This is a genomic window from Fictibacillus sp. 7GRE50, assembly GCF_015903875.1.
Taxonomy (GTDB): Bacteria; Bacillota; Bacilli; order Bacillales; family Fictibacillaceae; genus Fictibacillus; species Fictibacillus phosphorivorans.
On the sequence record NZ_JACZDW010000001.1, the window covers coordinates 270,850 to 292,040 of the forward strand.

Here is a 21,191-nt window from a genome sequence, read left to right on the forward strand (position 1 = left end):
GAAATGAAGCTTGCTCTTTTTTCTGATACGTTCCACCCACAAATTAACGGAGTTGCTCGTACGTTAAAAAGATTTACGAGTTACCTAGAAACCAATGGAGTTGATTATAAAGTTATCATGCCTTCATTTGAAGATGTTCAAGAAACAGAGGGCAAACAGTATTATGCCATGAAAAGCCTGCCACTCTTTCTATATCCAGAGTGCAGGCTTGCCATACCTCAGTTTAAAGCCTTGAACGATGAACTGAATACATTTAAACCTGATCTCCTCCATATAGCGACTCCTTTTAATATTGGTCTGTTCGGAATGAGATACGGTAAAAAAGAAAGCATTCCAATGGTTGCCTCCTATCATACTCATTTTGACCGCTACCTTGCTTACTACCATCTAGATTTCTTATCCCCCTTGCTCTGGCGTTATCTGCAATGGTTTCATAAACCTTTTGAAAAGATCTTTGTTCCAAGTGAAGAAACACGGAAGATTTTATACACAAAAAGCTTTACTTCTATTGAAATATGGTCCAGAGGAGTTGACTGTATGATGTTCACACCTCAAAATCGAGATTTCCATGTTCGTGAAGAATATAAGATCACACAGAAGTATATCTTCTTGTTCGTGGGAAGACTAGCACCTGAAAAGAATCTAAACATCCTCAAAGAAATGATAGATAAGCTGCCATCCCCTTTGAGCGAGAATGTTCATTGGCTGATTGTGGGTGACGGACCAAGTCGACGTGATGTCGAACAGTGGGAAACTGAATATAGCAATGTAACATGTGCAGGCTATCTATCTGGAGAAGATCTTGCGCGGGTTTATGCTTCAGCCGACCTTTTCGTCTTCCCTTCTTCTACAGAGACGTTCGGCAATGTTGTTTTAGAAGCAGCTGCCTCTGGGTTACCTGCTATCGTGTCTGATTCTGGCGGAGTAGCTGAAATTGTTCAAGACGGTGTAACGGGTAGAATCTGCAAAGCTAGAGAAGCTGACTCATTCATACAAAATATCGTTTCTATTATGGAAGATCCTATGCTCTTAGGCTCTATGAAACGAAAAGCAAGAAATTATGCGATGACTCAATCTTGGTCAGCTATTTTCGGGAACCTTTTAATGCAGTATGAAGAAGTTATTTATACGAAAAATAAAAATAAAACGATCATTGCGTAGCAGGTGAATAGTTAATAAGATATGAAAATACGAGGATAAAATAAACGTATCTTCCAAATGAACATTAGCGATTAAGATGTTCGTTTGGAAGATACACAATTTTTTTTACGAGGTAATTACAATTATATCCGCAGATAAAATACATATATCCGTAAAACTAGCGAATAATTCCGTACATAAAATTTTTTATCCGATTTTCGACATAACCTTCTAAACTAACCACTAAAAAAACCAGACTCCCAAAAGGAAGTCTGGTTTAACATGTTATTAAATATTAAATATTTGCTTGTTTCTTAAGCTCTGCAGCCTTATCTGTGTTCTCCCAAGGAAGGTTGATGTCAGTACGTCCAAAGTGGCCGTATGCAGCAGTTTGCTTGTAGATCGGACGGCGAAGATCAAGCATCTTAATGATTCCAGCCGGACGAAGGTCGAAGTTGTTGCGAACTAGTTCTACAAGAACTTCTTCAGAAACTTTACCTGTTTCAAACGTGTTTACAGCGATTGATACTGGTTGAGCAACACCAATTGCATAAGCAAGCTGAACTTCAACTTTGTCAGCAAGACCTGATGCTACGATGTTTTTAGCAACATAACGAGCAGCATAAGCAGCAGAACGGTCAACTTTAGTTGCGTCCTTACCAGAGAATGCACCACCACCGTGACGAGCATATCCACCGTATGTATCTACGATGATTTTACGGCCAGTAAGTCCAGCATCACCTTGTGGTCCGCCGATTACGAAACGGCCCGTTGGGTTGATGAAGTATTTTGTGTTCTCGTCGATTAGTTCAGCAGGAACAACCGGCGTGATTACTTTTTCTTTGATGTCTCTTTGAATTTCTTCAAGTGTGTTCTCAGGGTGGTGCTGAGTAGAAATTACGATTGTGTCAATACGAACAGGTTTGTCGTTCTCATCATATTCAACAGTTACTTGAGTTTTTCCATCTGGACGCAAGTAAGGAATCTCTTCAGACTTACGAACCTCTGTAAGACGACGAGATAATTTATGAGCTAGTGAGATTGGTAGAGGCATAAGCTCTTCTGTCTCGTTACAAGCATATCCGAACATTAGACCTTGGTCACCTGCACCGATCGCTTCGATCTCAGCATCTGTCATAGAACCTTCTCTTGCTTCAAGAGCTTGGTCAACACCCATCGCGATATCAGCAGATTGCTCATCGATAGAAGTTAGTACTGCACATGTTTCAGAATCGAAACCATATTTGGCACGGTCATAACCGATTTCTTTAATTGTCTCACGTACAACTTTTGGGATATCTACATAAGTAGAAGTTGTGATCTCACCTGCAACAAGTACAAGACCTGTAGTTACAGATGTTTCACATGCTACACGAGCATTTGCATCATTAGCTAAAATTTCATCTAGAATCGCATCTGAGATTTGGTCACAGATTTTATCTGGATGGCCTTCTGTAACGGATTCTGATGTAAATAAACGACGACTAACTTTTTTGGACAAGTTAATATCCTCCCTTTAACTGCTTTTGAGTATGATACGGTACTTTATTCTTATCTATTTTACACAGTTTATGTTCTTAACCTGAAAAAGGCATAAAAAAAGCCCTTCCCTGTCTCACATACATTCACGAGGGAAAAGGTTTATAAAACCAAAATGCCTTCAACCTCTTATTGTCCAAGGTTATTTTCACCTTGCAGGTTAGCACCTTTTCATTTCCAGTAGCGTTATTATTGCCACTTTCATGTCGGTTGCTGGGTTTCATAGGGCCTGTCCCTCCACCTACTCAGAATAAGAGTAGCCGTTCTCGAAATATGATAGCGTAATGCTTCACCTCTGTCAATAGAAAACCCTATGAATAGCAATAAGTTTGGAGTATTATATTCTATAGAATGAAAGCGTTTTAAATAAGATGGATAATTCACAACATTTTGTTCTTTTTTTCAGAAGTAAGAACTTTTTTGATGCACTTTCATAAAATAGTATACATTATTTAAATCAATGTGTTATACTAATTTTCGAATATATCACTCTAGGATAAAGGATGGTACTGTCTCATATGAATACATTGGAATTTACGACAACCTTAAACGATCTTGTGACCCGTGAAACAACTCACCAGAACTTACCTGTTCCGGTTTTAGTAGAAAAATCTCTTCAGCGCAACGAGGGCATCCTTACATCCACAGGAGCACTTCAAGCTACAACGGGGAAATACACAGGCCGTTCCCCTGAGGATAAATTTATCGTTGAAGATGCTTCCATTAAAGATTCAATCGATTGGGGAAAGGTAAATAAACCATTTTCACCAGAAAACTTTGATAAATTATACAAAAAAGTACTCCAATACTTAAGCAATAAAGAAGAACTATTCGTATTTAAAGGGTTTGCTGGTGCGGACCGCGAGTATCGCCTTCCTATCCAAGTAATTAACGAGTATGCATGGCATAACCTTTTTGCTCACCAAATGTTTGTGCGCCCGAACCACGATGAGCTAGGTTCTCATGAATCTCAATTCACAGTGATTTCAGCACCAGGATTTCAAGCTAATCCGGCTGAAGATGGAACTAACTCAGAAACATTTATTATCGTCTCTTTTGAAAAGAAAATTGTCCTTATCGGTGGTACTGAGTACGCAGGTGAAATCAAAAAATCTGTATTTTCTGTCATGAACTACATTCTTCCTGAAAAAGGCATTCTGTCTATGCACTGCTCTGCCAACGTTGGGAATGAAGGAGATGTAGCTTTATTCTTCGGACTATCTGGTACTGGTAAAACTACATTATCAGCAGATCCGAACCGTCGCTTAATCGGAGATGATGAGCATGGTTGGGCTAACACCGGTGTCTTTAATATCGAAGGTGGATGTTATGCTAAAACAATCGATCTTTCTAAAGAAAAAGAACCACAGATCTGGAATGCGATTCGTTTTGGAAGCGTTTTAGAGAATGTTATGATCGATCCCGTTACAAGAGAAGCAGATTATAAAGATTCTTCACTAACAGAAAACACACGTGCTGCTTATCCTGTTGATGCTATTCCAAATATAATTCAACCAAGTGTTGCAGGACACCCGAACACGATCATCTTCTTAACAGCTGATGCATTCGGCGTGCTTCCTCCAATCAGCAAACTGACTAAAGAACAAGCGATGTATCATTTCTTATCAGGGTATACGAGCAAACTTGCAGGAACTGAAAGAGGCGTAACATCACCACAAGCTACGTTCTCAACATGTTTTGGTGCACCATTCCTGCCACTCCCTGCTACCGTTTATGCTGAGATGCTCGGTAAGAAAATCGATCAGCACAATGTTCAAGTTTATCTTGTTAACACAGGATGGTCTGGTGGAGAGTACGGCATCGGAAGCCGTATGAATCTAGGTCACACGCGTGCAATGGTGCAGGCTGCTTTAGAAGGCGAACTTGCTTCTGTTGAAACAGTCGTTGATCCTATATTCGGGCTTCATATTCCAACACACTGCCCTGGTGTACCAGATCAAGTTCTTCAACCGAAAAAAACGTGGCGTGATCAAGACGCTTATGACGTTAAGGCAAAAGAGCTTGCGGGCCAATTTAATGCGAACTTTGAAAAATTTAAGTCTGTTTCGGCTGAAATTTCTCAAGCTGGACCACTCGTTTAATACACGGAATAATGACCTTCCATTCTAGCGATGGAAGGTTTTTTCATTTATGAAAAGGAGCTAAAATCTCATTCAGCTCCTTTTCCATGTCCTTTCATCCATGCGCATAAAGCATATGTAATCTTCCGGTTCTCTTTTGGAGGAAAATAATGGGTGTACTCCGGATAGATCCATGTTTCACATGGCTTTTTGAGTTCTTTTAATCTTTTTTCTATCTTAAGTGTGTGTTCGACCGTTACATTCTCATCCTTCATACCGTGAATGCAAAGTAAGGGTGTATCTAATTCTTCACAATAATTAAGCGGCGATCGCCATTCAAATTCTTCTGGATATTTCTCTGGTGTTCCTCCAATAACTCTCTTCATCATCCTGCGCAGATCCTCTCTCTCTGCATAGGTGATAGCCATATCAGTCACACCGCCCCATGTTACGACAGAACGTATCACAGGATATTTCATTGCCGTAAACAAGGCCATAGGACCGCCACGAGAAAATCCGAACACATGAATGTCCTCTTCATCTACTTTTGGAAACTGCTTCAAAACTTCATAAGCTGCAAATGCATCTGTTCGATCTTCCCCAGCAAAATCTTCGTTGCCTTCCCCCCCTAGATTTCCACGGTAATAGGGAGCCATCACAACAAATCCTTGTGAGGCAAACTGAATGATCCTAGCAATTCTGACCATGCCAACGGACTTGATTCCGCCCCTGAGATAAAGGAAACCCGGAAAAGGTCCTTTCCCTTCTGGTAATGCTGCTAGTCCTTTTATTTTTAACCCATCATTTAAATAAGTAACTACATACAAACGAATGGTAGGATGCGGAGAAGGAAATCGCTGCCACTCTATCATTTTTGCCTTTTTCATTCCTACACTCCTTTATTTTTGTGGGCAAACACACATTTGCACCAATCACATACATTATTACATAAAAGTCATGACTTCATTCCTATGTGCAGGAGGATCCAATATGAAATATTTCAAAAGAAAACTAATGCTACTTTTTACTTGTTTACTAGCTTTCTCCATGCTGCTGGCAGGGTGCAATACCTCAAGCCCTAAAAAAGATAAGATCAGAATCGCCGAAGTAACACGATCCATTTTTTACGCTCCACAATATGTTGCCATAGAAAAAGGCTTTTTTAAAGAAGAAGGTTTGGACGTTGAGCTGACTACGACCTGGGGCGGCGACAAAACGATGACGGCTCTTCTATCTGATGGAGCAGACGTAGCACTCGTTGGTTCTGAAACAACAATCTATGTACATGCACAAGAATCGACTGACCCTGTTATTAACTTTGCACAACTCACTCAGACAGACGGTACTTTCTTGGTTGCAAGGAAAAAGCCGGAATTCTTTTCGTGGGATCAATTAAAAGGCAGTACTTTCTTAGGTCAGCGTAAAGGTGGAATGCCACAGATGGCAGGTGAGTTTGGTATAAAGAAACACGGGATCGATCCTAAGAATGATCTAACAATGATTCAAAATATTGATTTTGCCAATATTGCAAACGCCTTTGCATCTGGAACTGGAGATTACGTTCAATTATTCGAGCCGCAAGCAAGTCTTTTTGAGCAAGAAGGAATTGGGCACATTGTCGCTTCGTTCGGTGCCGAGTCCGGGAAGATTCCTTATACAACATTCATGTCAAAACAAAGTTATATAAAAGAAAACAAAGAAACATTGGAAAAATTTACAAAAGGCTTATATAAAGCACAGTTATGGGTCGAGAACCATTCGGCAAAAGAGATCGCAAAAGTAATCGCACCATATTTTGAAGATACCCCTGTGGAACTTATTGAAACCGTTGTGGACCGATACAAGAATCAACACAGTTTCGCTCTTAACCCGATATTAGATGAAGAAGAGTGGAACAACTTACAGACCATTATGGAAGAAGCGGGAGAACTTCCGAAGAAAGTGGATTATAACATTCTTGTTGATACTCAAATAGCTAAGAAAGCCATTAAATAAGAGAACTTACGTCTCTGCATAATGAGACGGCTACAAAAATGAGCTTCTTGTTGCATTTTTACACGAGAAGCTTTACTGATGATTTGCTGAGATTACAAATAAAAATTCAGGAGGGATCGTCGTGGCTTTATTACAACTAAAATCTGTCGGGCAAACTTACTTTTCAAAAACGTCTGCCACAACGGCCTTAGAAGATATTTCGCTTTCTGTACAAGAAGGCGAGTTTATATCCTTACTGGGACCAAGCGGGTGCGGTAAATCTACACTTCTATCTATGATCGCTGGTCTATTAACACCAACGGTTGGATCGGTAATGGTGAATAATCAACAAATTACTTCTCCGCACCCAAAAATCGGTTACATGCTACAGCAAGACTATCTATTTCCATGGAAAACGATCCAGGATAACATAACGCTTGGTTTAAAACTGAGGAATCAGCATTCCTTAGAAAACGTTCAATCCGCTATACGACTTCTTAAAGAGATCGGGCTTGATCATACATTAACAAAATTTCCTTCAGAGCTTTCTGGAGGTATGAGACAGAGGGTGGCGCTCGTTCGCACACTCGCTACACAGCCTAAGATTCTCTTGCTCGATGAGCCCTTCTCAGCACTCGATTACCAAACAAAGTTAAAGCTTGAAGATCTCGTATCCTCAACTCTAAAAGAACATGGAAAAACAGCTATCTTAGTTACGCATGATATCGGTGAGGCCATCGCGATGAGTGATACTGTTATCCTGTTATCAACAAATCCTGGACGTATTTTCAGGACGTTTAAAATGCCAGAAACATTAAGAGATCTCCCTCCCTTTGAAGCTCGTCAGCATCCAGACTTTTCAGCAACCTTTCAGCAAATATGGGAGGAGTTGGAGCACATTGAACAAAACGATAAAGAGTAAGATTCACCACGAGTATCTTGAATCGATAAAAAAAGAAAATAGAAATATACGTCTTGTTCAACTATTTATTTTTATCAGCTTTTTCTTGTTATGGGAAGTTGCCTCTCTACGAGGTTGGATCAATCCTTTACTGTTTAGTTCACCAACGAAGATAGGGTCTCTTTTTATAGAAAAGGTTAGTGATGGATCGCTTTATATTCACGTAATATTCACTCTAGGCGAGACCGTATTAGGATTTATATTAGGTACACTGCTTGGGACTTTACTTGCAGCCCTGCTTTGGTGGTCTCCATTTCTATCTAAAGTCCTTGATCCCTATCTTGTTGTTTTAAACGCCATGCCTAAAGTAGCGTTAGGGCCTATATTGATCGTTGCGATCGGGCCGAACTTCGGTTCAATCATCGCTATGGGAATTTTAATCTCGATCATCATTACGACCCTCGTCGTCTATACGGCGTTTCAAAATGTGGACCCTAACTATATTAAAGTGGTCCGATCTTTTGGAGGAAATAAAAAACAGTGCTTTAAGGAGGTAATCCTTCCAGCCTGTTTTCCGAATATCATATCATCTTTAAAAGTAAATGTGGGGTTGTCATGGGTAGGTGTTATCGTAGGTGAGTTTCTTGTCTCAAAACAAGGCTTAGGGTACATGATTATCTACGGATTCCAAGTCTTTAACTTCACACTCGTGCTGATGAGTCTCTTGATCATTGCCGTTATGGCTACCATCATGTATCAAGGAGTCGAATGGCTTGAGCGAAAACTTATTAAACACCGAATATGAACTAACAATCTAGGCCAGGGAATGCAGAAGGGCGTATTTCATACTCTCCTTTAGCACCTGGTCTTTCATCATAAAACTGAACGCCTTATCAGTGGATACATCTTCAGGTAACTCACTCATTAAGACTGGCCCGTTCGTTTCAAAATAACGATGTTTTAAAAGAATCTTATCCACAGTCGCAACATAAATATTCTTAATGATCTTTCCACCTTTACCATCAACAAAGTACTGACCAATATACTTAAGATCGGATACTCTTCCACCCGTTTCTTCAAAAACTTCCCGAACTGCTGCTTCGTCTGCGGTTTCTCCTGGTTCTACTTTTCCACCTGGAAATTCAATTCCACGTCTCGGATGTTCTGTCAGCAACCATTGATCTTTAAATTTACACAAACACCACACATGTTTAGGCGTATCCGAAAAGGGGTGGTCTGAAAACGACAATTGTACAGTGTTGTTATAAAAATCTTTAAATGTAATTATATCCATCACACTACTCCATCTCGACTGTTTCCTTTATTGTAAAGTTCACAACATTTAAAGTCCATTTGTTTTAATTGCTACTCTTTATACGTACGCTTCTAAAGAGCTAATAACTTCCTCTTTCTATTATGTAACAATCCTAGTCTATTCAATCTAATCGTAAAAAAACATGGGTGGTAAAACCCATGTTTAATCTACTGATGCAAATGTAATAATCCATTTCCCGTTCATATACTCAAATCCTAATGTAATTTCATAAGAACCATAAAGATCAGACTCATTTTTTTGGTGAACTCTATAAGAATGATCTGAAAGCTGTTTAATTATTACAGGTTCACTTTCTTCTAACCATGGTGGAAGTTCAGTTGGAATAATATACAAGGAGCTTTCTCGTTCTTCAAATAATCCATTCGTATAATACGTAGCTAGATCTTTAGACACAAAATTCGTTAAGTATGTCATATATTCTTCTTTATTAGAATAATTTAAAACCCTATAGTTTTCATCTGTTTCTTGCTTTAATGCTTCAATAAAGAGATTCGCCTGTTTCTTCGCGATATCCTCCGTAAATGCAGGTGCAGTTTGTTTTTCTTTCGTTTCTTCAGCCGTTACTGGCTGAGTGATAATCTTGTCCGAGGCACCGGACTTCTCTTGAACGTTTTCAGGAATGTTAGGGACAATGATGAATGATAGCATAACAGCCAAACATAGTGCTAGAAAAGCTTTCATGATAGTTCACCGCCTGACATTGTTTTCTTACTATAATCTATTCACTGATTTCGGAATTCTAAACCCTTTTTAAGCAAAAGATGAAAGTGCTACCATAAATAATCACATGAACCTCTCTAACTTGCTCTTTTATATTTTTTACTTTTCTTGCCGATCTCATACAATCCTGTGGCGGCTAAGCCCGCGATTCCTCCAGACCATAACCGTAGCTCTACATTCATCTCTGTAACAGGGGCAGCTAACAATCCAATCATCAATCCCATAAAAAAACTAGTAATGGGTATATATTTTTTCGGAATCGGGAAAGTACGTTTTAAGAGCTCCATCATAGCTGTCACTAAAGGAGCTAATAGTGATGAAAACATGAGTACTTGCTCCAACAGGACCACCCCCCTTTTCATTAGCACGACCTTCCTTTAGTAACTTAAAGATTCAAGCTTCATAACTTATTTCCTGCCAAAATAAAAAATTACTTTTTGTCCTAAGCGTTATATAACAGATCGCATAAAATAAAGTGCCATGATTTTTTTCGGTTATTTTATTGAATTGAGTCAATACTATTGGTAACGAAAGGCAAGACAGGAGTGAGTTTTATGGTAAAAGGCGATGATCTTTTTTTAATACGCTTAGAAGCAAATGAAATTTCTTGGTGGGAGTATGCTAGAAATGTCTCACCAGTTTCCAGACCAAAACAATATTTAACGTATTGGTCATTCTTAAAAAACAGAGGTAAATTACCTAGAAGATTAGTAAAAGAAGCTGAATGGCGTATGGAAGCCAGAAGAAAAGGATTATTAGATACTTAACGTAAAAAGCAAAAGACCCTTGAGAAAAGGCCTTTTGCTTTATTTTTTAATTATGTAATTTTTTTAAAAGTCCGTTCAGTCTTCTTACTTTTGATTCATAATCTGGCTTGAGCTCGTATTCTAGATCTTTCAGCTCAGAATCAACAACTTCATATGCATACCCTTGACTCAACAGTGCTTCAATTAACAATTCTTTTTCATCATCGGTAAGGTTTATCCTCAATTTATCCAATTGTTAATCCCCCTCTCATTCATAAATCCATTATAACGTGAGGGTTCTATGCTTATCCTTACTAAAAATTTGGAAATTTTGCAATTCAGTATTTAACTCGTGATAACCACCCAAGCGATAGCACCTAAAATGATTAGGATATTTGTAAAAACATCTATGATTCTGTTATCTTTTTTAAGCTGGCTTCTAGTGAAAAACAGTAAAAGTGTTAGAAAAAAAATTGTTGCAAAATAAAAACCAATCGCTGACCATGAAAAGAATAATAAGTGCTGATCCAATGATATCCCCCCTAAATGATTTCATAAATCGAAGGATAATGTCGTAAGGTAGCTGGCTGGCATATTTGGAAAATGAAGCCCCTTTAGCTTTGCGTCCTCACTTTTCAATGAGTTTGCCTTTATCAAACGATTTATGGCGATATGTCTTAGCCATTTTTGGATAAATCCCACAAGACATTCTTCCTATTTTATAGGTATATTATATCAGAAAATAGTTAAGAGGACTCATTATTTTTTTACTATTTAAACGATTTAGCTTATATGATTTTCTTGATCAATAAATTGAGCATTCTTCCATTCTAACTCTAGTTCACTTAATGTAAAATCAGTTAGATACCTATGGTCTTCATACCCATACAAACCTCTATGAATTAGATGCTGGATGAGTCGTTGTTTACGTCCTTCAACCGCTCGACGCAGTTGTCCTTTCTGCGAATCCATATAAAATCTTCTCCTTTTTGTGAATCATCATTGTTATCCATTCTAACCACATAAAAGAAGATTCAAGCCTGCTAAGCAAACAAAAAAGTTCCTTATACAAAAAGGAACTTCACACGAGATTATTGCTAGTGTAAGACAGATTTACTCCATTGTTCATAAACCGAATTAGGGGCATTCCAGCATAGCCAGGAAACCATGGTTTTAATTCCATGTTGACTTACTTCCCAGTACTCCCAGCGTCGTTTGGAGAGATTTTCATAAATTCCTGTTTCATTCACCCAACCGTCCATATTAAACGCCTCCTATTCATCTGCTTTATAAAAAATTCTTTTTTCTTTCGTAATTTCCTCTTTTTTACGGTTTGTAAAACTTCGACAAAAGGAAACATAAATTTACATGAACCTGTTGTTATTGTACTAATAAATAATACATGTCATACATAACAAGGAGATATAAATGAAACTATGGGGATTACCAACTCTAGATCTAGCAAAAGAACTCTTAGGAATGAAGCTGATACATATCCATGAAGACGTAATAACATCGGGATACATCGTAGAAACTGAAGCCTATCTAGGCCCTGAAGATCGAGCTGCGCATTCCTATAACAATCGAAGAACAGCTAGAACAGAAGTGATGTACGGTGAAGCAGGTACAATTTACACCTATTTTATTTATGGGATGCATGTTTGCTTTAATATCGTTTCCGGACCCGTTAATAAACCTGAAGCCATACTAATTAGAGCACTGCAACCAATTGAAGGAATAGAAATAATGAAGGAAAGAAGAGCGAGCGTAAAGAATGAGGTTCAGCTTACGAATGGTCCAGGTAAACTGAGCAAAGCAATGGGGTTCACATTGAATGATAATGGTAAGAAAATGAATGAGGAAAATATACGGATAGAACAAGGAATTGAATTAGTACCAAATGAAATAATCTCTGGTCCACGCATAGGTATACACTATGCCGAAGAAGCTGTTCATTATCCTTATCGGTTCTGGATAAAAAACAACCCTTACGTATCACGTTAATACGCAGGGTTGTTTTCTTTGTTCGTTGAAACCGTAACATCCTCTTCCCGCATGTAATCAACCGCTGTTGTCCGATTGGTATCTTGCATCCATGCTAGATGATGATACGTTTGTTTTTTCATAGCAACGTATTTTGCTTGCATAATGAACAACCAGAAAAGGATGAACAACGTTGTTTTCAATACATTTTCCGCAGTAAGCGCAGCCGCCTCGATCGGTAGAACATTCACTGTTATACTTGAAAGCAATCCAATCACAACAGCTCCCAAGATGAACAATGGCTGGTTCGTACGTAAAAATTTCAGTCGATGCTGCAAGTAGTTCTGGATGGATAAACGTTCTTGAGCATTGAACTGGAGGTATCTGCTTTTAGCTGATTTGGCATTGGCCACTAAACCTTTAGATCGATCTTTCTTCCAAAGGGATTTCATAAATAGGGTGAATTCTATATCACTAGCGGGTTCGTTATTCATTTTTCTGTGAATAAAATTATGAGCTTGATAATAAGTAATTGCATTCTGTACAAGCCTTAGTAATACGTAGCCTGTGATGATCGTGAGTGAAAAGACAAACCAAAAAGAGTTCATCGCGCTCTCTGTTAACTCGATGATAGGATTAATAGCGGTTTGAATCTGTACCCATATGATCTTTGCTGCAAGCGTTAGTATCTCTAGCCATTTTTCCAAGAAGATCACTCCGAAATCTCATTAAGTATCTTCTTATTTTACCATGATTTTTCATTAGTGCTTACATTTATTTACTCAACATTTGTAAACTAGGGAAATGGGCATACAAAAAGGCCGCAGGTATATGTATACACCGCGGCCTTTTGAAGTGATTATTTATGCACTAACTTCTTGTTCACGAGTCCCAAGATGTTTGTCTTCGCCTTTATCAACGATTACAGCACAAGCAGCATCACCAGTGATGTTAACAGCTGTTCTAAGCATATCAAGAAGTCTATCAACACCTAGGATTAAGGCAATACCCTCGACAGGTAATCCTACAGAGTTCAATACCATCGCTAACATGATCAATCCAACTCCAGGAACACCAGCTGTACCGATACTAGCAAGCACTGCCGTTAAAATAACAGTAAGCATCTGTGTTAAACCTAAGTTAACATCGTATACTTGAGCGATAAAAATCGTCGCAACACCTTGCATGATAGCTGTTCCATCCATGTTAATCGTTGCACCAAGCGGCTGTACAAAACCACTTATCGATTTTCGAACACCTAAATTCTCTTGAGCTGTTTTCATTGAGATTGGAAGTGTTGCATTTGAACTAGACGTACTAAATCCAACTGACATTGCCGGCGCGAAGCCTTTAAAGAACCAGAGCGGGCTCTTCTTTGCAAATAGAGCAATTGAACCACCATACGCGACAACAGAGTGGATGAATAAAGCTAAAATAACTACGCTCATGTATAAGCCCATCGCTTTGATAGCATCCATTCCTTGACTTCCTACCGCTGAAGCAATCAATGCAAAAGCACCATATGGAGCAAATTTCATAATTAGGTTTACAAGATACATCATAATGTCGTTACCTTGTTCAATTAAATCCATAATACCTTTTGTTTTGCTTCCCAACATCGTTAAAGCAAATCCTACAAATACGGAAAACGCGATAATTTGAAGCATGTTTCCTTCAGCCATCGATTGAATTGGATTAGTAGGAATAATGTTCAGCAACGTGTCCGTAACTGCTGGCGCTTCTTGTTGCTCAAACTTAGCACCTTCTGTTTTAAAGTCCCCTACACCTGGTTGAAAGATAAGCGCTAAAGCCATCGCGATCGTAATCGCAATTGTTGTAGTTCCTAAGAAGAACCCAACCGTTTTGGCACCCACTCTTCCAAGTTTCTTCGGATCACCTAATCCCGCAGTTCCAAGTACGATTGAGAAAAAAACAATTGGAACAACTAACATTTTAATAAGGTTTAAGAATAATGTCCCGACTGGCTTTAAAACGTATTTATCCAGTGTTGAAAAAGCATCTGGTACAGCTAGATTAAGAATTAATCCCGCGACAACCCCAAGTGCAAGTGCAATTAAAATTTTTGTAGACAATTTCATAATAAAGTACCCCCTTTGTTAAAATCTTCTCACTATTTAGTGTGCAGTACGATGAAGAAATTTTATACTAATACATGCCCTATTTGTTGCATATAAAAACCCACCGAAAATAGAGAGGATTTTCCGTGGGAATACACCGCAACACATAGACTGAGCCCATGTATAGAGTTCTCTCTCCAAAAACGCTTACGAGGTTAGCTGTCGGATTAGGAAATTGAGAGTTGTCCCTTTTGTGTATGCACAAATTCATCCCTAGGCTTTATAAGCCATATCGTGGTTCCCCCGCTTCAAGATATTCTATGGAATAGAACATCCGAATTCAGCGAATCATATATAATATGCTCTAATTTTATCAACATACATAAATTTTTGTCAAGAATACTCACTATGCTTATTTATTCCAATTAATTGTTTCATAATGAATGTTTTTCCATATTCTCACTTCTACCCCATAAGCATATAGAAAAAAACGAATTATATATAAGGTTCTATTTTTCAGGGAGGTATTGTAAATGAAAATCGTATTTTATGAAAAAGGTGAATTAAGTATAATCGTTGGAGCATCCAAATTAAAAGGTGAACTTACGATTGAACAAATAAAGAACGAAAGCGAAAAGAAAGCAAAAGAATTAGGTGAATTATTAGGAAGAGAAATCGGATTTTTAATCGATATGAACGGTAAATTAGATACTCAATTTAAAAAATAAGGCTGTTTAAAACATAGGTTCTTTTGGGAGTGTGGATTTCCGTTCCAGGCTGCTCGCTTTCCATGGGGCAGGCGTGAACCACATTCGTACGTGTCACTTTACCACTCCAATCAACAGTTATATAGGCAAATTCAAAAAGATCTATTAGTAACAATTCTTTAGAAAACAGCCAAAAATAAAAACCGGGATATCCCGGTTTTTTGTTTTTATACGTATGCGAGTGATAATTGTTCTTTATTCCTCTTCAATACCATTTCTGGACGCCCTTCATCCTGTATCTTTCCATTGTTCATTAGTATGATCCTGTCCCCTATAGCACGAGCATCCTCTTCATCGTGAGTTACAAAAATAGACGTGATCCCCGTACGTTTTAAAATTTCCTGTAACTCATCCCGAATCTGTAGTTGAAGCTTAGAATCGAGATTGCTAAATGGTTCATCAAACATGATCAAAGATGGATTTGGTGCCATAGCCCTAGCTAGTGCAACACGCTGCTGCTGTCCACCGCTCAATTCATAAGGATAACGAGAAGCATAGTCCTCCATTCCCACAATAGCCAATAATTCTTCCATGCGTGCTTGCTTCTGCTTACGATTCATTTTCGTTAAGCCAAATTTTATGTTCTTTTCAACCGTCATATGAGGGAACAAAGCATAATCTTGAAAAACCAAACCTACACCACGTTTTTCTGGCTGAACAAAACGAAATGTATCATTCATGACAGCCTGATCTATGAGGATCGATCCTCTTGAGGGCACCTCTAGTCCTGCTATAAGACGAAGTAACGTACTTTTCCCGCTTCCGCTTTCTCCTAAGATCACCGAAACTTCTCCTTGATTAAAGTTTAAAGAAAGATTTTCGAACAAAGGGTTACGCGAATTTTTATAATGAAACGCTAAGTCTTTGATTTGAACAAACATTATTTTGGCTCCTTTTCTAAAACTCTGTGTAAAAAGAAGATGGAAAGTGCACTTATACAAATAATCACCATTGATGAAACAGAGGCTTCGTGAATACGTTCGTCACTTGCGTATTGAAATGTTTTGGTAGCTAGCGTATAAAAATTAAAAGGCTGAAGGATAAGAGTAAGAGGCAGCTCTTTTAATATATCTACAAAAACAAGGATAAAACCACCAGCAATAGCACCTTTAATCATCTTAATATCCACTTTAAAAAACGTCTTCGTTACCGACATACCTAATGTCCTCGAAGCTTCTGTGAAAACCGTTCCTACCTTATCAAAGCCTGATTCGATGGAGTTAAAACCAACTGCTAGAAAACGGACCACATAGGCAAAGATCAGCATACTAATACTTAAGCTCAGCACAAGAGTTGGCTCTAACCCTAACCATTCATATAACGTGAATACCTTTTCGTCTAGTGAGAGAAATAAGGTCAATACACCTATTGCAATTACAGCTCCAGGAATCGAATACCCTAAAACCGTTATTTTTGAAAAAAGCTTCCCCATCCAACCTTTTGATAGACGACTAAAGTTGGCGATAATTAGAGCGACGATAATGATAAGAACTGAACCTATAGAAGCAACAAAGACCGAGTTCCAAATCAAGTCAACAAAAGCAGTATTTAAAATAACGTCATAAGTCATATACACCCAATGTATAAGCTGAATGAAAGGAATTCCGAAAGCTAGAGCAAATAAAGAGATGAAAAAACTAAGCACAGCGAACTTTTTCCAACCTTTAAGTTCTTTAGGTTGTAACGGGCGGACTTTTGAAGTGGAATAGCTATACTGTTTCCTGCCCCTTATTACTTTTTCTAAGATCAAGATCAAAACTACGATAAACATCAAAGTACCCGCTAACTTGATAGCCGAATAGATATCTCCCATCCCAAACCACGCTTGAAATATTGCTGTACTAAATGTTTGAATACCAAAATACTTTACTACCCCGTAATCATTGAAGACTTCAAGAATGACCAAACTAACTCCACCAACGATCGCCGCACGTGACACAGGAAGGACGACTTGTATGAATGTCATGAACGAGCCTTTTCCTAGCAACCGTGCATTCTCAATCAGTGATGATGACTGATTTTCTAAGAAACTTTTTGTGATGATATATACATATGGATATAGGAACATCGTAAAGATAAAAACAGCACCGGGTATGTTCATGATGTCAAAGAACTTTTGGTCCACTTTTATACCAAACTGGTTCCTTAGTGACGTCTGAATGACACCTGTATAATTTAAAATACCATGGTACGTATAGGCCCCAATGTATGGTGGAATCGCAAGTGGGAGGATAAGACCCCACTTAAAGAACCGATGCATAGGAACTTTATAGGCGGAAACTAGCCATGCCGCACTTACACCGATCAGCACTGTGAAAAGACCAGTAAAACCAACGAGTGTCACGGAATTTACGATATAATTTTTCAACATGAATTCTTTAATGTGTTCCCAATTCTCATTACTCTCAGCGAATAACTGAACCATGATGAGCAAAGCCGGTAAAAGGATTAAAGTAGAAAAAATCACACTAAGCAAAGCCCAACTATTAAACTGTGATCTCATTTTTCGAATGAAATACAATATTTTCACCTTCTTTACTCATCAGCATTGTTCTTGTTGTTTGTTTTTACATGGAATTAGCCGTATCACAAATCGTGATACGGCAAAATATTAACGTTTATTTCCAGCTGACTTCATTCATAATCTTAACAGCATCTGCATTGTTTTCACCTAACTCAGAAAGGTTAAGATCTTGTTCTTTAAACGGACCCCAAGACTTTAAAAGCTCTGAAGGTTCTACTTCTTTATTAACCGGATACTCGTAGTTTGCTTCAGCAAATACTTCTTGAACTTTTGGACTAGACAGATATTCCATTAATTCTATAGCATTCTCTTTGTTCTTAGCGTGTTTCGTAACACCTATACCACTAATATTGATGTGAGTACCTGTTGTTTCTTGGTTAGGGAAAAACACACTCAGCTGTTTAGCAACTTTCACTTCTTCAGGATCTTCTGAGTTCAACATCTGACCAAAATAGTATGAGTTCATGATGGCAACATCACCTTCACCAGCAGCGATACCTTTCGCTTGGTCTTTGTCTCCACCTTGTGGATCACGAGCCATGTTGTTAACGATCCCTTCTGCCCACTTCTTCGCTTCATCTTTTCCGTTTAATGAAATAAAGGATGATACTAATGATTGATTGTAAATATTTTCTGATGAACGGATCAGAACTTTACCTTTCCATTTGTCTTCAGTTAACGCTTCATAAGTAGATAGTTCTGATTTGTCTACTTTTTTCTGATCATATACGATAACACGTGCACGTTTTGTTAGACCGAACCATTGATTGTCTTTATCTCTTAAATTATCAGGAATATTCTTATTCAAAGTTTCGCTTTCTACACTTTGTAAGAGGTCTTTATCTTTTGCCCAGTGTAAACGTCCAGCATCAGATGTGAAGAAAAGGTCTCCTTTTGTTGCTTTCCCTTCTCTTGTAAGACGCTCGATCAACTCATCTTCTTTACCCTTAATAAGGTTGACTTTAATTCCTGTCTCTTTTGTAAAATCAGCAAAGATTTTATCATCAACTTCATAGTGACGACTTGTATATAGGTTTACTTCTTCTTTTTTTGTCTCATTATTATTCGAACTCGCACCCTCGTTTGATTTACCACAGCCTGCTAAGACTAAAGCAGCTAGTAGGACCATTGTAACAACCGTAAAAAGATTCTTTTTAAACATATGTCAGTTACTCCTTTTATGTATAAGTAATTGAAAACGATTATCAACTTCACTTTTAATTATAATGATAATCATTCTCAAGTCAACCGTTTTTTTAAATGTTTTTCTCTGATGGATTATTGCTCTCAAATCCTAATCTCCTTTAAGAGCTGATTGGAGTGAAAGATGCCAAGTATCAGGTTCGGACAAGCTCGGAGGTAATACTTATAAAAAACGAAACTCACAAACGACGCTCAAGTTTCGCCCTGGAGCCTGAAAACAACTACTATCACAAAGGATGGTTCTATCCAAAAGAAGCAATTAAAAAAAATCAAAAAAAATCTCTTAGAAGTATCTACTTCTAAGAGATCATTCCTGGTTTAAAGGTTTCCACTGGTTATAAACCCAATTTCCTAATCTGTTATATCCCCTTCTATTAGGGTGTATAGAATCAGAAAAATACAGTTCTTTCTCAACGTTTTCATAGAGTTCAAAAGTGGAGATATACTTTGTAAGCGTGCTTTCTTTGCTCGCCTCAACGATTGCTTCATTCCATGTCTTAATACTCTCTGCAGCTGTGGGATCGTATTCTTTCCCAAAATAAGGATTATAAAGACCTAATACGTAAACCGGTGCAAACGAATTGTTTTCCCTCACCACTGTCAGTGTTTTAGTTAAATTGTTTCTTAGCTTTTCTTTTCCTAGCATTAATTTCTGCTGAGGCAACTGGCGAAAGTTCCAACCGGCAGCGTGACGAAAGTCATTTGTGCCTATAAAAACAAAGATATGATCTGCTTGTCTTAATGACTTGATCACGACTCCATTATCCAATTGTCTTAACAATTGGTCGGAACGCTGTCCACTGATCCCAAAATTATTAATGATTACATTTCTGCCTGTTTGCTGCTGAATATTTCGTTTAACGATTCCGATATAGCCTGTTTTGGATGGGTCACCAACTCCATACGTTAATGAGTCTCCAAGGGCAACGACCTTCAGAGTTTGTGTATCGCTCGCCCCTTCTGTTTCTCCATAAAATTGAAAGATAAGGAATAGTATGAGGGCTAGTCCTGTACCACCAATTAACCATCTTTTTGATACTTTCCGCACATCAAATCCTCGATTCTGTTACAAGTTATTGTTATATTACTTTTTACCATAACGAGGGAAAATATCAAGTAATGAATGTGTTAATTTGTTATTTCAAACGATAATCTTCAGATGTAAGTGATGTATCCTCCCAAAGATTTTCTTGATCGTATTGATATGAATCTTTTTTCGCGAATGTATGAATCAACATAGCAACTCCTCCACACAATAGACTTGCGGGCACTAAGGTAATAAGAAAACCTATCATCTACATCCCTCCTGTACCAAACTATATGAGGGGCTATATATGTTTATGAAACGAATAAAATATTTTATTTCCTCTATATAAATAGAAAATAAGGGTATACAGGTAAAGAAGAATTTTAACGGAGGTGCCTTTGTGGGGTTTTTATTCACTTTGCTTTATTTTGCCATCATAGGAATTGTGATTGAAATTAACGTTCTGTTATTCACGTTAACTGGTCTTAAAAAAGAAATCGCTCGCTTCCAGGTCATCTCAATGTTTACAGCCACTGGATTTACGACAGGAGAATCAGAGTTGATTCTGGAGCATCCGGTACGCAGACGTTTAAGTACGTTTCTCATTTTGTTCGGAGTCTTTTCATTAGCGGTTATCATCTCATCGATAAGCAGCATCTTATCAGATGAATTTCGTTCGATCGAACTTGGAATCATTATTTTAGTACTCATCAGTTTATATTTAATCTTAAGCGTACCTAAACTAAAAAAATACATGAAACGTTCTTTTGAGAGTCACATGGAAAAAAGCTATAACTTAGCAGATCTTCCTTTAAGAGATGTTATGTATTTTGAAGAGGATGATGTTGTAGTAGAAATTCCTATACATAAAGATTCAAAGATTATGGGGAAACAATTAAAAGACGTCATTCAAACAGAAGATGATCTAATTGTCTTATTTATAAAGCGAGGGGACGTAACAGTACGGAAGGATAGTTATACGACAAAAATACAAGAAGGAGACATGTTGGTCCTATATGGTCACCAAAGTTGTCTACAAGAAAGATTTAAAAATGAAATGGATGAATTGAAATCAAAAAAAGAAGTAGAGGAATCTAAATAAGAAGTGATCTTTTTCACTTCTTATTTTTTTTACGACTTTACCCCCTGAAAGCAAAATATATGAGCGAATA

25 protein-coding genes and 3 riboswitches are annotated in these 21,191 nt (G+C 37.9%); of the genes, 9 read left to right on the forward strand and 16 right to left on the reverse strand.

Going from position 1 to position 21,191, the window contains the following annotated elements; translation table 11 throughout:
• The first annotated feature begins 3 nt into the window (after positions 1-3).
• Positions 4-1,161 (forward strand): glycosyltransferase family 4 protein, encoded by a 1,158-nt coding sequence (locus tag IHV12_RS01295; protein WP_197189623.1) that lies wholly within the window; start codon positions 4-6, stop codon positions 1,159-1,161.
• 274 nt (positions 1,162-1,435) lie between these two features.
• Here IHV12_RS01295 and metK read toward each other — a convergent pair whose 3' ends face one another.
• Positions 1,436-2,641 (reverse strand): methionine adenosyltransferase, encoded by a 1,206-nt coding sequence (metK, locus tag IHV12_RS01300; protein WP_197131813.1) that lies wholly within the window; start codon positions 2,639-2,641, stop codon positions 1,436-1,438.
• A gap of 164 nt (positions 2,642-2,805) precedes the next feature.
• Positions 2,806-2,936: riboswitch (SAM riboswitch) on the reverse strand.
• A gap of 261 nt (positions 2,937-3,197) precedes the next feature.
• Here metK and pckA point away from each other — a divergent pair.
• Positions 3,198-4,781, forward strand: a complete 1,584-nt coding sequence (gene pckA / locus IHV12_RS01305; RefSeq protein WP_197189624.1) for a phosphoenolpyruvate carboxykinase (ATP) — start codon at positions 3,198-3,200, stop codon at positions 4,779-4,781.
• 68 nt (positions 4,782-4,849) lie between these two features.
• Here the strand turns inward: pckA and IHV12_RS01310 are convergent, their stop codons facing one another.
• Entirely contained in the window at positions 4,850-5,647 is a 798-nt protein-coding gene (locus IHV12_RS01310; RefSeq protein WP_197189625.1) for an alpha/beta hydrolase family protein, read from the reverse strand.
• 160 nt (positions 5,648-5,807) lie between these two features.
• Here IHV12_RS01310 and IHV12_RS01315 point away from each other — a divergent pair, with 160 nt between their 5' ends.
• The 3 genes from IHV12_RS01315 to IHV12_RS01325 all read left to right on the forward strand — a co-directional run bounded on the left by IHV12_RS01315 (position 5,808) and on the right by IHV12_RS01325 (position 8,440).
• Positions 5,808-6,755, forward strand: a complete 948-nt coding sequence (locus IHV12_RS01315) for an ABC transporter substrate-binding protein (RefSeq protein ID WP_370568772.1) — start codon at positions 5,808-5,810, stop codon at positions 6,753-6,755.
• Positions 6,756-6,876: 121 nt separating this feature from the next.
• A complete protein-coding gene (locus tag IHV12_RS01320) occupies positions 6,877-7,656 on the forward strand; it encodes an ABC transporter ATP-binding protein (protein WP_197131825.1) in 780 nt (259 codons plus the stop codon).
• A complete protein-coding gene (locus tag IHV12_RS01325) occupies positions 7,634-8,440 on the forward strand; it encodes an ABC transporter permease (protein ID WP_197189627.1) in 807 nt (268 codons plus the stop codon). Before IHV12_RS01320 ends, IHV12_RS01325 begins: the two co-directional genes overlap by 23 nt.
• A 9-nt stretch (positions 8,441-8,449) precedes the next feature.
• Here the strand turns inward: IHV12_RS01325 and ytkD are convergent, their stop codons facing one another.
• The 3 genes from ytkD to IHV12_RS01340 form a co-directional block, all read right to left on the reverse strand.
• Entirely contained in the window at positions 8,450-8,929 is a 480-nt protein-coding gene (gene ytkD, locus IHV12_RS01330; protein ID WP_231618436.1) for an RNA deprotection pyrophosphohydrolase, read from the reverse strand.
• 183 nt (positions 8,930-9,112) lie between these two features.
• Positions 9,113-9,652 carry a hypothetical protein gene (locus IHV12_RS01335; protein ID WP_197189628.1) on the reverse strand — a complete coding sequence of 180 codons (540 nt, stop codon included), beginning with the start codon at positions 9,650-9,652 and terminating at the stop codon, positions 9,113-9,115.
• A 116-nt stretch (positions 9,653-9,768) separates the two neighbouring features.
• On the reverse strand, positions 9,769-10,032 hold the full coding sequence (locus tag IHV12_RS01340) for a holin (protein ID WP_197131834.1): 264 nt from the start codon (positions 10,030-10,032) through the stop codon (positions 9,769-9,771).
• Positions 10,033-10,245: 213 nt separating this feature from the next.
• Between IHV12_RS01340 and IHV12_RS01345 the strand changes: the two genes are divergently transcribed.
• Entirely contained in the window at positions 10,246-10,458 is a 213-nt protein-coding gene (locus tag IHV12_RS01345) for a hypothetical protein (protein WP_137788569.1), read from the forward strand.
• A 46-nt stretch (positions 10,459-10,504) separates the two neighbouring features.
• Here the strand turns inward: IHV12_RS01345 and abbA are convergent, their stop codons facing one another.
• The 4 genes from abbA to IHV12_RS01365 all read right to left on the reverse strand — a co-directional run bounded on the left by abbA (position 10,505) and on the right by IHV12_RS01365 (position 11,699).
• Positions 10,505-10,690: an antirepressor AbbA gene (abbA, locus tag IHV12_RS01350; RefSeq protein WP_197131837.1), complete on the reverse strand. Its 186-nt coding sequence runs from the start codon at positions 10,688-10,690 to the stop codon at positions 10,505-10,507.
• Between the two features lie 92 nt (positions 10,691-10,782).
• Positions 10,783-10,968, reverse strand: coding sequence for a hypothetical protein (locus IHV12_RS01355; RefSeq protein WP_197189629.1), 186 nt, complete (start codon positions 10,966-10,968; stop codon positions 10,783-10,785).
• 44 nt (positions 10,969-11,012) lie between these two features.
• Positions 11,013-11,096: riboswitch (cyclic di-GMP riboswitch) on the reverse strand.
• A 124-nt stretch (positions 11,097-11,220) separates the two neighbouring features.
• Positions 11,221-11,409 carry a Fur-regulated basic protein FbpA gene (fbpA, locus tag IHV12_RS01360; protein WP_197131841.1) on the reverse strand — a complete coding sequence of 63 codons (189 nt, stop codon included), beginning with the start codon at positions 11,407-11,409 and terminating at the stop codon, positions 11,221-11,223.
• A gap of 125 nt (positions 11,410-11,534) precedes the next feature.
• Positions 11,535-11,699 carry a hypothetical protein gene (locus IHV12_RS01365; protein ID WP_153237601.1) on the reverse strand — a complete coding sequence of 55 codons (165 nt, stop codon included), beginning with the start codon at positions 11,697-11,699 and terminating at the stop codon, positions 11,535-11,537.
• 166 nt (positions 11,700-11,865) lie between these two features.
• Between IHV12_RS01365 and IHV12_RS01370 the strand changes: the two genes are divergently transcribed.
• The gene (locus IHV12_RS01370) at positions 11,866-12,441 is read left to right on the forward strand and encodes a DNA-3-methyladenine glycosylase (protein ID WP_197189630.1); all 576 of its coding nucleotides are present in this window, start codon (positions 11,866-11,868) and stop codon (positions 12,439-12,441) included.
• On the opposite strand, the gene IHV12_RS01375 is transcribed toward IHV12_RS01370, so the two are convergent.
• Both IHV12_RS01375 and IHV12_RS01380 read right to left on the reverse strand, forming a co-directional pair.
• Positions 12,438-13,127, reverse strand: coding sequence for a hypothetical protein (locus IHV12_RS01375; protein ID WP_197189631.1), 690 nt, complete (start codon positions 13,125-13,127; stop codon positions 12,438-12,440). The genes IHV12_RS01370 and IHV12_RS01375 overlap by 4 nt on opposite strands.
• Positions 13,128-13,283: 156 nt before the next feature.
• A complete protein-coding gene (locus tag IHV12_RS01380) occupies positions 13,284-14,519 on the reverse strand; it encodes a dicarboxylate/amino acid:cation symporter (protein ID WP_197131851.1) in 1,236 nt (411 codons plus the stop codon).
• A gap of 168 nt (positions 14,520-14,687) precedes the next feature.
• A riboswitch (cyclic di-AMP (ydaO/yuaA leader) is annotated at positions 14,688-14,854 on the reverse strand.
• 177 nt (positions 14,855-15,031) lie between these two features.
• Here IHV12_RS01380 and IHV12_RS01385 point away from each other — a divergent pair.
• Entirely contained in the window at positions 15,032-15,226 is a 195-nt protein-coding gene (locus IHV12_RS01385) for a hypothetical protein (protein ID WP_144698448.1), read from the forward strand.
• A gap of 206 nt (positions 15,227-15,432) precedes the next feature.
• Here IHV12_RS01385 and IHV12_RS01390 read toward each other — a convergent pair whose 3' ends face one another.
• The 5 genes from IHV12_RS01390 to IHV12_RS01410 form a co-directional block, all read right to left on the reverse strand.
• On the reverse strand, positions 15,433-16,146 hold the full coding sequence (locus tag IHV12_RS01390; RefSeq protein ID WP_197131854.1) for an ABC transporter ATP-binding protein: 714 nt from the start codon (positions 16,144-16,146) through the stop codon (positions 15,433-15,435).
• Positions 16,146-17,768, reverse strand: a complete 1,623-nt coding sequence (locus tag IHV12_RS01395) for an ABC transporter permease (RefSeq protein WP_197132174.1) — start codon at positions 17,766-17,768, stop codon at positions 16,146-16,148. Before IHV12_RS01395 ends, IHV12_RS01390 begins: the two co-directional genes overlap by 1 nt.
• Positions 17,769-17,883: 115 nt before the next feature.
• Entirely contained in the window at positions 17,884-18,951 is a 1,068-nt protein-coding gene (locus IHV12_RS01400; RefSeq protein ID WP_197189632.1) for a Fe(3+) ABC transporter substrate-binding protein, read from the reverse strand.
• 348 nt (positions 18,952-19,299) lie between these two features.
• Positions 19,300-20,040 carry a GDSL-type esterase/lipase family protein gene (locus IHV12_RS01405; protein ID WP_197131860.1) on the reverse strand — a complete coding sequence of 247 codons (741 nt, stop codon included), beginning with the start codon at positions 20,038-20,040 and terminating at the stop codon, positions 19,300-19,302.
• An 88-nt stretch (positions 20,041-20,128) separates the two neighbouring features.
• Entirely contained in the window at positions 20,129-20,287 is a 159-nt protein-coding gene (locus IHV12_RS01410; protein ID WP_197189633.1) for a hypothetical protein, read from the reverse strand.
• A gap of 132 nt (positions 20,288-20,419) precedes the next feature.
• Between IHV12_RS01410 and IHV12_RS01415 the strand changes: the two genes are divergently transcribed.
• Positions 20,420-21,121, forward strand: coding sequence for a TrkA C-terminal domain-containing protein (locus IHV12_RS01415; protein WP_197189634.1), 702 nt, complete (start codon positions 20,420-20,422; stop codon positions 21,119-21,121).
• The last annotated feature ends 70 nt before the right edge of the window (positions 21,122-21,191 follow it).

Excerpts from the sequence above, each read along its gene's own strand:
- IHV12_RS01295 (WP_197189623.1), top strand. The coding sequence starts at position 4 with ATGAAGCTTGCTCTTTTTTCTGATACGTTCCACCCACAAATTAACGGA.
- pckA (WP_197189624.1), top strand. The coding sequence starts at position 3,198 with ATGAATACATTGGAATTTACGACAACCTTAAACGATCTTGTGACCCGT.
- IHV12_RS01310 (WP_197189625.1), bottom strand. The coding sequence starts at position 5,647 with ATGAAAAAGGCAAAAATGATAGAGTGGCAGCGATTTCCTTCTCCGCAT.
- IHV12_RS01315 (WP_370568772.1), top strand. The coding sequence starts at position 5,808 with ATGCTGCTGGCAGGGTGCAATACCTCAAGCCCTAAAAAAGATAAGATC.
- ytkD (WP_231618436.1), bottom strand. The coding sequence starts at position 8,929 with ATGGATATAATTACATTTAAAGATTTTTATAACAACACTGTACAATTG.
- IHV12_RS01335 (WP_197189628.1), bottom strand. The coding sequence starts at position 9,652 with ATGAAAGCTTTTCTAGCACTATGTTTGGCTGTTATGCTATCATTCATC.
- IHV12_RS01345 (WP_137788569.1), top strand. The coding sequence starts at position 10,246 with ATGGTAAAAGGCGATGATCTTTTTTTAATACGCTTAGAAGCAAATGAA.
- fbpA (WP_197131841.1), bottom strand. The coding sequence starts at position 11,409 with ATGGATTCGCAGAAAGGACAACTGCGTCGAGCGGTTGAAGGACGTAAA.
- IHV12_RS01365 (WP_153237601.1), bottom strand. The coding sequence starts at position 11,699 with ATGGACGGTTGGGTGAATGAAACAGGAATTTATGAAAATCTCTCCAAA.
- IHV12_RS01370 (WP_197189630.1), top strand. The coding sequence starts at position 11,866 with ATGAAACTATGGGGATTACCAACTCTAGATCTAGCAAAAGAACTCTTA.
- IHV12_RS01380 (WP_197131851.1), bottom strand. The coding sequence starts at position 14,519 with ATGAAATTGTCTACAAAAATTTTAATTGCACTTGCACTTGGGGTTGTC.
- IHV12_RS01385 (WP_144698448.1), top strand. The coding sequence starts at position 15,032 with ATGAAAATCGTATTTTATGAAAAAGGTGAATTAAGTATAATCGTTGGA.
- IHV12_RS01390 (WP_197131854.1), bottom strand. The coding sequence starts at position 16,146 with ATGTTTGTTCAAATCAAAGACTTAGCGTTTCATTATAAAAATTCGCGT.
- IHV12_RS01395 (WP_197132174.1), bottom strand. The coding sequence starts at position 17,768 with ATGAGATCACAGTTTAATAGTTGGGCTTTGCTTAGTGTGATTTTTTCT.
- IHV12_RS01400 (WP_197189632.1), bottom strand. The coding sequence starts at position 18,951 with ATGTTTAAAAAGAATCTTTTTACGGTTGTTACAATGGTCCTACTAGCT.
- IHV12_RS01410 (WP_197189633.1), bottom strand. The coding sequence starts at position 20,287 with ATGATAGGTTTTCTTATTACCTTAGTGCCCGCAAGTCTATTGTGTGGA.